The organism is Metabacillus niabensis, assembly GCF_902829255.1.
Classification (GTDB): domain Bacteria; phylum Bacillota; class Bacilli; order Bacillales; family Bacillaceae; genus Metabacillus; species Metabacillus niabensis.
In genome coordinates, this window is the sequence record NZ_CADEPK010000059.1 from 1 (window position 1) to 9,146 (window position 9,146).

Annotated in this window: 9 protein-coding genes and 1 pseudogene; 7 read left to right on the plus strand and 3 right to left on the minus strand. The window is 33.0% G+C overall.

The window, feature by feature from the left end:
• Positions 1-32 precede the first annotated feature (32 nt).
• The 6 genes and pseudogenes from HU235_RS25640 to HU235_RS07300 all read left to right on the plus strand — a co-directional run bounded on the left by HU235_RS25640 (position 33) and on the right by HU235_RS07300 (position 4,135).
• Complete coding sequence (locus HU235_RS25640; protein ID WP_459213468.1) at positions 33-143, plus strand: ATPase, T2SS/T4P/T4SS family; 111 nt, start codon at positions 33-35, stop codon at positions 141-143.
• 64 nt (positions 144-207) lie between these two features.
• Positions 208-369: pseudogene (locus tag HU235_RS07280) on the plus strand (TetR/AcrR family transcriptional regulator); the annotation flags it as partial.
• A 194-nt stretch (positions 370-563) separates the two neighbouring features.
• Positions 564-1,211: a hypothetical protein gene (locus HU235_RS07285; protein ID WP_233452157.1), complete on the plus strand. Its 648-nt coding sequence runs from the start codon at positions 564-566 to the stop codon at positions 1,209-1,211.
• A 359-nt stretch (positions 1,212-1,570) separates the two neighbouring features.
• The gene (locus HU235_RS07290) at positions 1,571-2,365 is read left to right on the plus strand and encodes a phosphotransferase (RefSeq protein WP_174879776.1); all 795 of its coding nucleotides are present in this window, start codon (positions 1,571-1,573) and stop codon (positions 2,363-2,365) included.
• Between the two features lie 127 nt (positions 2,366-2,492).
• Positions 2,493-3,440 carry a hypothetical protein gene (locus HU235_RS07295; RefSeq protein WP_174879777.1) on the plus strand — a complete coding sequence of 316 codons (948 nt, stop codon included), beginning with the start codon at positions 2,493-2,495 and terminating at the stop codon, positions 3,438-3,440.
• 461 nt (positions 3,441-3,901) lie between these two features.
• Positions 3,902-4,135 carry a hypothetical protein gene (locus HU235_RS07300; RefSeq protein WP_174879778.1) on the plus strand — a complete coding sequence of 78 codons (234 nt, stop codon included), beginning with the start codon at positions 3,902-3,904 and terminating at the stop codon, positions 4,133-4,135.
• Positions 4,136-4,533: 398 nt separating this feature from the next.
• Here the strand turns inward: HU235_RS07300 and HU235_RS07305 are convergent, their stop codons facing one another.
• Both HU235_RS07305 and HU235_RS07310 read right to left on the minus strand, forming a co-directional pair.
• Positions 4,534-4,920: a hypothetical protein gene (locus HU235_RS07305; protein ID WP_174879779.1), complete on the minus strand. Its 387-nt coding sequence runs from the start codon at positions 4,918-4,920 to the stop codon at positions 4,534-4,536.
• 1,128 nt (positions 4,921-6,048) lie between these two features.
• The gene (locus HU235_RS07310; RefSeq protein WP_174879780.1) at positions 6,049-6,927 is read right to left on the minus strand and encodes a LysR family transcriptional regulator; all 879 of its coding nucleotides are present in this window, start codon (positions 6,925-6,927) and stop codon (positions 6,049-6,051) included.
• A gap of 97 nt (positions 6,928-7,024) precedes the next feature.
• Here HU235_RS07310 and aroA point away from each other — a divergent pair, with 97 nt between their 5' ends.
• Positions 7,025-8,371, plus strand: a complete 1,347-nt coding sequence (aroA, locus tag HU235_RS07315; protein ID WP_174879781.1) for a 3-phosphoshikimate 1-carboxyvinyltransferase — start codon at positions 7,025-7,027, stop codon at positions 8,369-8,371.
• Between the two features lie 361 nt (positions 8,372-8,732).
• Here aroA and HU235_RS07320 read toward each other — a convergent pair.
• A partial coding sequence (locus tag HU235_RS07320; protein ID WP_174879782.1) for a UPF0715 family protein occupies positions 8,733-9,146 on the minus strand: 414 nt, incomplete at its 5' end.

Genomic DNA, 9,146 nt, shown 5'->3' on the forward strand with positions numbered 1-9,146 from the left:
ATATTACCTATACAATATTATTTAGTTCTATTATCAAAACTGAGCATATAGTACTCTCTACAATGCATACGGGAGATGTGAAAGGGGCAATTTATAGATTGCTTGATTTGATGTGGGTTAATCAGGAATTGAGCAGACTTTAATTGTAGTTTCTGTACTTTTTCAATTAAAACATTTTTAATTCTTTCTCTACTTACTATCAATCAATTTGAAGGAAGAAGAAGGAATACAGAAAAAGAATTACCTGTAGAATATGTTACGATTGAAATTAAAACAGCCTCATTGGTAGGCATTATCATGTGGTGGATCAGAAAAGGGCTTCATTATAGTTCAGATTATATTTCTGGTCAAATTTATTTTATGTACAAAAGGGCAATGATTCTTATTTTTAAATGTAAAGGTAGAAGATTGCAGATTACTTTAAGTCATTGCCTAATTCAAACCTAGTATTTTTGTATTTTCTTTGTTAGATAAAGAAATTTTGGATTGCAAAGTATGAAGGTCATCATTTCTTTTACCAACGACTTATAATCTTAATGAAAAACTTTTTAAGGAGTGTATCAGTGATTTATTATTCAAAAAAGAAGAAAATTAGAGGATGGAAACGTCATAAAAGGAAAATAGAAGTATGGAAGCAAAATGTCATGAATTTGGATATGGAACAGATAAGGGAGGACAAAAGAGATTATGCGAAGCTTTGGATCCATCCGTTTTATTCGTGGAATAGAATAAATCCTCCAACCTGGTATAATCGACTTCTTTTAGAAGCGATGATTGATGTGTACTTAAATTGGTATGAACAAATGCTAAGTGAAAATAAAAAATTCTATTTAAAAATATGGCTTTATGAACCTAATTTTATCAGTTCCCAAATCGTTGTTGCTTATAAGGACTGCCTTCATTTTTACGATAAAACGTTTGATAAGCAGGAGCAAGAAAAGAATTTTCCGATTGAAAAATATGCTGCATTAAAGGACAAGTTAGAATTATTTATCTGGGAACCTCATATAGAAGCTGATATATATGAGTTAGGGGATTTAAAAGAGGATATCCAATATGGGATTAGAACAGAAGATGAAGTAACAGATATTATCAATCAATCGTACAAAACTGAAAAACTTGATATACCTAATTACGGAGAAGAGACTTTGTATAAAGTGAATGTTGGTGATGTCTGGGTAGGTACTTTAAAGACAAACAATCTTCCCTAATAAAGTATGTGCTTTTTCATGCTTTGGTAGATTAGTAAATTAATTGAAAAGCTGTATAAAATGATCTTTATGGACTTTGTAATTTTTGGTAAAGTGTATTTGGAGATGTATAGAAAGGGGAATCAATCGTACATATGTGGAATACCTTGAACTGATTCGTTAATTGGATAGAGGCATAAGCGTCCTTACAAGTAAAGGATCCGTTTATTTGTCTATCTAAAATCATTCAAGGGATACATGGAGTGGACATTGAAATTCCCATTGCCAAGCAGATACCTTTGTATATCTGCTTTTAATTATGGGCAAACATACATCTCTATTGACTTCAACATGGCATCCCTACATTGGGGGAATTTTAAATGGGAAAAAAATATGAAAACGAAGAAATGCTAACAGGTGGGAATGTCTCAAACGTATATCGTTCGGGACACACTGTCCGACGGGAATTAAAGCCAGGCAGTACAAACATTCATAAGCTATTAAAGCATTTGGAGAAGAAAGGATTCGGTTTTGCACCCAAATTTTTAGGGATTGATGAAAAGAGAAGAGAGATTTTATCATTTATTGAGGGTGAAGCAGGTAATTACCCTTTAAAAAATTACATGTGGTCTAATGATGTCTTAATGGAAATTGCGAAAATGCTTCGTCTTTACCATGATGCTGTTAGTGACTTTCCGGTAACAAATGATTGGAAACCGATCGATCAGACGCCAAACAAAAACGAGGTTATATGCCACAATGATTTTGCCATCTACAACATAATTTTTCGAAACAAAAAACCAGTTGGCATTATTGATTTTGATGTTGCGGGTCCTGGTCCAAGACTTTGGGATATTGCCTATACTCTTTACACTTGCGTCCCACTTAGCAGAGTTTATCATTCTGAAACTGGTGAAGCAGTATACTATCAGTCAATGCTTCATGCTGATCATATAAGGCAAAGAGTTAAATTGTTTTTCGAATCATACGGTATGGGAATGGAAGAGGATTATTTGGAAATGGTTTTGCTTCGATTAGAAGGATTGTGTAAATATATGAAAAGAAAAGCCGACGAAGGCGATCTTGCTTTTCAAAAAATGGTTAATGAAGGACATTTTGAACATTATCAAAAGGATATAGCATTTATTCGTGAGCATGGAAAAGAATGGATTTAAGGATGGAGCGTTAATCTAGGAAGATGGTAAGCGAATTTTGGATAACACCTTTTGAGTAAAAATGATAATTCTTAAAGGAAAGTATTCATAGTTATAAAAAGAAAGAATCCTGAGACCGAGGTGACAGATGACAGTAGTAAAAAAGCTAATAGAGAACCGTAGATTTTGGGGGTATGGTGCTGCTATATCGGTATTGCCGTATCTATTAATTAAAATCGCCTGGACTTTTGGGTTCTTCCTACCGAGCGAACAAATGGGAGATCCGAGTTGGCGTACTGCAAATGCAGTTACAATGGTTTTAGCCGCAGTTGGTATCCTGTTAGCATTGACGTTTTGCATGAAATGGGGTGAACGAGTACCCGCCTGGTTGATTGTGTTACCTGTCTGGGTTGGCACGGGTTTACTTATTCCAATGCTGTTGCTGGCACCTATCCTTGGTCCTGCTGCTATGATGCGTGATCAACAGGTAGGAGCGGCAAATGTTTGGATATATGAACAATTTTTTGTCATGATTTCACTTGTTGGGGTCGGAATCTGCTTACCTTTCGCCTTAGTTGGATACGCTAAAAGACGTTGGCCAGAGGCATTTGATAATCGAATCGACATTGATTTACTCCCAGGAAACAGCCAGAAACTGACAATTACTTTGGCAATGCTTGTCTCAGTTGGATGTATTCTGCTTGGAAGCATAAAGCTATTTTGGGGAGTTGGTGGAACGATTGGCATCAATCCAGCTATGTTGGATAACCGTGATTTATGGTGGCACCTATTGTCGTTAAACTCCAGTGTATGGGCCTTCGCAGGGGCATGGGGTTTGTTTACCCTAACCACTCGTCGTGGGTTGAAGAAGTTCTTTCCTCCCATGGGAGTCGCATGGATCTCGTCAGGAATGCTGTTCTCTTATAATCTCTTTGATCGCTTATCAAGCACTCGTCCTGATGCACAACCAGCTCTTGAGCATCCGCTTGCAAATGTACTAACATCAGAGTTAAGTAGTATTTTGGGAGTGACAATGGGAATCATTATTATGATGGTTTTGCATGATCGCAGGAGAGCTATGTCTATTAGGGGTTAATGTTATCAAAAATGGTCTCAATTTAGGGACTTTTTATAAAGAAATTTCGAAATGAAAAAATTCATTTTTTAAAAATACCTTTGTTATACTAATGGTAGCAATACTTTAATAAAGAAGTATTGCTTTTTCTTGTTAGCTAATATTGATAATATGAACATCTCTATTGTAATAGTATTTAGCGGAGAGACTTTAACTATTTGATATAGATATAAAGTTACCTATTTTCTAATTAAAAAGATACAAAGCCGGGAATATGATGTTAAGGATATAAATAATCTATTGATTCCCGGAATACCTTCAAAATCTTCTCAGCCTAGCAATATCTTGTTCATTTGAAAATGGTCTTTATTAAATCCACCAATAGCAACAAGTAAACCTACTTCATTAAACACACCAAATAAGCCATCTCAAATTAATTATTTGTCAGTAAGAGAATAGGAGAAGGAATAGGAAGCGAGAGTATGAAGGGGAGCCGTCATATATCTCACAGAAAGCCCCGTAAGCGTGGTGAAGTCGCTCCTGAACGCGAGATTAGTAAAAGTCAGGAAAAGTATTCTTGTGGCAATAATAGGAACGGAAATATCATTAGCCGTAAAAATGGTTTTGGAAGAACAACTTCTTTTGAGATTGAAAGTGTACTGGGGGATTACATAGAACCTTCCAGTATTTTATGTACCGATACAACAACGTTATAAAAAGTTCGCAAAGTTAAGGAAATTCCCGCACGAGACAATTAACGCAAGTAAAGGCATCTATGTAAAAAAAGCACATCTACCATATCCAACACGTTAATAGTTATTATAACCAGTTAAAACTGTGGTTAGATAGATTTCAAGGTATATCAACTCGGTGGTTAGATAATTATTTATATTGGTTCTTTTCTCCAACTAAACAAGAAGTTGCCATACGAAGAGCAAATCACATCTTTATTGTTAGGATGTTGCAAAAAATCTAATTACACGACCGTGGAGGAACTTAGAGCGGCTTAATTCGACCAGTTCCGTTTTAGTGAAAAACGAAACTGTAACTAGGTATGTCTTTATTTTCTCTTGTTGAACTTAACGCCAGTTACTTGAATAAGAAATAACATAATTTAATGTTGAAGGTTAGTTTTGAAATATGCCTTCTTCACATAAATTGTATAAGCCACTACAACAATTGAAAAAATCAGATTACCTGTATATGGCTGTTGTGATTGTTGAGTTATAAGTAGAGAACTGATTATTCCAAAAATAACTGAATAGGTTATCATTATCCAAAAGCCCCATTTTTTCAATCTAATATAGCCATAGACCATTACCAGTGAGAATAATGCTACAATAACTCTCATCAATCGTTCAGGCACATTTGGCAGTCCAAATCTTTCAGAAATACCAATTGAATTAGCCTCAGCATTATAAAAAATAGCTGTAAATAATAAAACTATCGCACCAAAGATATAGAAATAACTTATCAACGAAACTCCTAAAGGTCTTTTCACTTATACGCCTCCCATTCATTATTTCAAACCAAAAGTTATCGCTATACTTTACTACTTCGTTAGTTGAATGCGTATATCTATATTTTAACATAAAATCCATAAAGTCCTTTATTAATATCATAACCCACAATAATTTAGAAAACAGGCTTTTTAAAAGAATAGTTGACGAGGCAAATAAATATTATAAAATAAAATTTTGACCCACATATAAGCTACCAGGTGATATATTAGAAAAAGTAATGAAACAAATTAACGATGTTGTTGAAATTAATTTTTCTAATGTTACTAATTATTTCAGATTATGAGGCTAAAAGGTGCGGGTAAAGGTTAATGTGGGTAGGTGCAGGTAGAGCGTTGGTTTTTCTTACTAATGGAGAGACAGTAATGAGAGTAACTGAATCGAAAAAAGTGGTACTAATATTAAGAGATCTGGAAGATTGTAGAAGAGTACTAAATAAGCATTAAACTATTTGAGCCTTGTTAGGAAGTTACAGGGAATCAAAAAAGCTGGTAAAAAATTTCTAACAGCTAAACTATATTGATCGTTTAATGTGTTTAAGAGAAGAAGATAGGAGATTTAATCGTGTTCGTTTTTTTACTTCATATTTTGATAAGTTTCACGGTGTTAGGAATATCATTCTTTCCGATTCATACAGTAAACTTTAAGCGTAGTAGACTAAATAATATTGTTGGGATATAGATATATGGCATAGGAAGCATTGTAATAGTAGGTCTAGGTATGTACATTGGAGGAGGGGAGTCCCTACAAGCATATATTTATATAACAGTTATTGTACAATTGGTGATTCTAGGTCTATTCTTACTAATCAACCTTCTTATTAAGAAAGTAGGATTTTTACAAATAATAAATATCTGTTCAATTTGCTTAGTCACAATCAGTTTATTATTTTATGTTTTCTATATTTGTATGACTTTTATTTATTATTAACACCCATATACTTTCAACTAAGTAAGTTGAAAGTATATACTTCAGGTGCAAGAGTTAAAGAACCGGCCGCCATTAAGAGGAGGAGGCCTTTTTTTATTGATGGAGTATAGTGGGAATATTGAAAATGAAAAGGGCGATGAAATTTATTGTTTGCCCTTTTAGCTTGAGATTTATTCATTTCACTTCTCTAATAAATAGTTGAAAAATGTATTTGCTGCAACTGACAAAGGAATTTCCTTTTTTGTTATTAAACCAATTTTCCTTTCCTCTATTAATTCATTTATATGGACTTCAAATAATTCACCCTCTGATAATTCCTTTAAGACCATTTCCTTTGTCACAAAGGCAATCCCCATTCCAATTTTTGCACATTCAATTAAAAGTTCAACACTACCAACTTCAATGTCAGGTTTTACAATTAGCCCTTGATTATGAAATATATGTTCCAGAAATCTTCTAGTACTACTTGTTTCAGAAAATGAAATAATTGGATAATTTAAGATTTCTTCTAATGCTACTGTTTTATTAGCTAAGGCTTTATATTTTTTTCCTACAATAAAAGTACTGTTAATACTTAAATATTCAATTATATTTATTTCATTTTCATTAATAGGTAAATGAACAATTCCAATATCGATCATTCCATTTGTTAATTTCTCAACAATTTGTGGAGTAGAGCCGTGTTGAAGTTTTACCTTTATTTCTGGATACATATTTTGAAAGGTTTGAATTTTAGGTAGTAAAAAATGTTTACAGGTTGAATCACTACCCCCGATAGTTACATGCCCACTTTCTAAGTTAATCAGTTCAGCTATTTTCCCTTCAGCATAATCAATTAGCCCAAAAATAGGGGTTATATAATTTAATAAGGTTTCACCCTCCTTCGTCAGGATGACTCCTTTTGAGGTTCTTATAAATAATTGGATCCCAAGTCTTTCCTCTAGTTGTTTAATGGAATGGCTTATGCTCGGTTGCGTAATAAACAATTTCTTTGCGGCTTTACTAAAATTCTGTTCCAATGCAGTTACATAAAAAACATGATACAAGTCTAATTGCATGATATAGATACCACCTATAGCTGTTATTAATATTATTGATTTTATTTATATCATAATCGAAATTATAATGAAAATATAAAAATAAGGAGATGAGTACATGGGTGAATTTAGTGTTGATGATAAAGCCCGTAGTCCGTGGACATCATTAAAAGGTGTAGATATAGTAAGTATTTCCCCAAGTAAAACAAGAAAAATAAAAGGAACAATCACTATCCCTGGAAGTAAAAGTTTAACAAATAGAGCATTAATCATAAGTGCAATGTCTCAAGGGAAGTCTACAGTCACTGGAATTTTAAAAAGTGATGATTCATATTGGTGTATTGATACCTTAAAGAATTTGGGGATAGATATTGAGGTTAACGGTAATACAGCAATTATTGTAGGAAATGGACTTAAATGGAATTCTGGTGAGTTATATGTTGGTTCAGCTGGGACAATCGCAAGGTTTTTACCAGGTGCATTAGCATTGTCAAATAAAGGTATATGGAAAATTGAAGCAAGTCAAAGCATGAGTAAAAGACCTATCGCTTCATTAGTTAATGCTTTAGAAGAGTGTGGTGCTGAAATATGCTATTTAAATAATGAAGGTTACTACCCATTATTAATAAAGGGGAAAGAATTAAAAGGAGGAGAAGTAAACCTGTCAGGGGCTATCTCAAGTCAGTTCATAAGCGGTCTTTTAATTGCAGCACCTTATTTTAAAGAATCCTTTATTGTTAATATTACAGATCATATTGTACAGCATTCATATGTCCATTTAACATTAGAGTTAATGAAGAAATTTGGGGCAAAAGTAAAATATGATAACAGTCTAAAAAAAATTGAAGTTTATCCGTCTGGGTATTTTCCACAAGATTTAAACTTAGAGGCAGATGCATCTACTGCTTGTTACTTCCTTGCTTTGGCTGCGATTACCAATGGTAGAGTACGAATAGATAATCTGACATACGAAACATTACAACCTGATATAAAAATGGTTGATGTGTTTGAAAGAATGGGTTGTAAGGTAACAAGAGGTTCAACTTATATAGAATTGGAAGGTGTTACTCAACTTAGAGGTGGGTTTGAAATATCAATGAGAGAAATGTCAGACCAAACATTAACATTAGCAGCAATTTCACCATTCGCTGATGGTCCTATAACCATAAAAGATGTTGAACACATTAGACATCATGAATCAAACCGGATAAGTGCAATATGTGAATCACTTTCTAATTTAGGTATAAAAATCGAGGAATTTTCTGATGGATTAAAGGTATTTCCAGGAAACCCTAAACCGACATTATTGGATACATATGATGATCATAGGGTCGCTATGTCTTTAGCTTTAATAGGTTCTAGGGTGAAAGGAATCCTATTAAAAGATCCAGGGTGTGTATCCAAAACTTGTCCCCAGTTTTTTGATTTACTAGAAGGGCTAGGTTTGCAAGTTAATCTAAATTAAGTAAGTGAGATTGTGAAACATTGTGCTAAACTAACTAGTAGCAATTCTTCAATAAAGAAGCATCGCTTTTTGTTATTCAACCAAAGTCACAGGATAGTTTAATAAATATTAACAACAGGACTTGGCATTTATAGTGAAATATAATGTATAAATAAATTTTCCATGAAAGAAGTTTTGATAATTTTGTATTTCCAGATCTATTTAACTGTACTAAATAGGATTTATATGTTTATTTGTAATTGCATCATTTTTATCATTTCTAACATTTTGTTCAAATAATGACTTTGGTTTGCACAGGTTCTTTTCTACAAGCCCAAGCTGGATTACTTGATGGCAAAACGGTGACTACATATTGGTTTACCTATGAGAGATTTGAGGATGAGTTTCCAAAATTATCGCTTTTTCTTTGCAAAAAAATAGAGTCCCAAAACCAAAAAATAAGAGCTGATGAGAAACTAAATTGATAATATCGTTCCATTTTTAGCAAATCTATTGAAGATACGTTAAATAAGCCTGTAAATATGATAAATATTGCTACAAATGAACAAAGAATATAAAAGACAAGATAAACTAAATTAAATTTTTTAGGCTTTCTATTCAGAAAAATTTGTACAGGTATAGCAAAAATTGAATAAGTAATTACACAATATAAAGGAATTACAGAAATTACTGATATTAATAGGAAATATAAGTATTCTCCCTCTGGAATACTTAAAAAAAGAAAGAAAAAGAAAGAAGAAACTACTAAATTTAAAAAACAATAGGGGATTATATT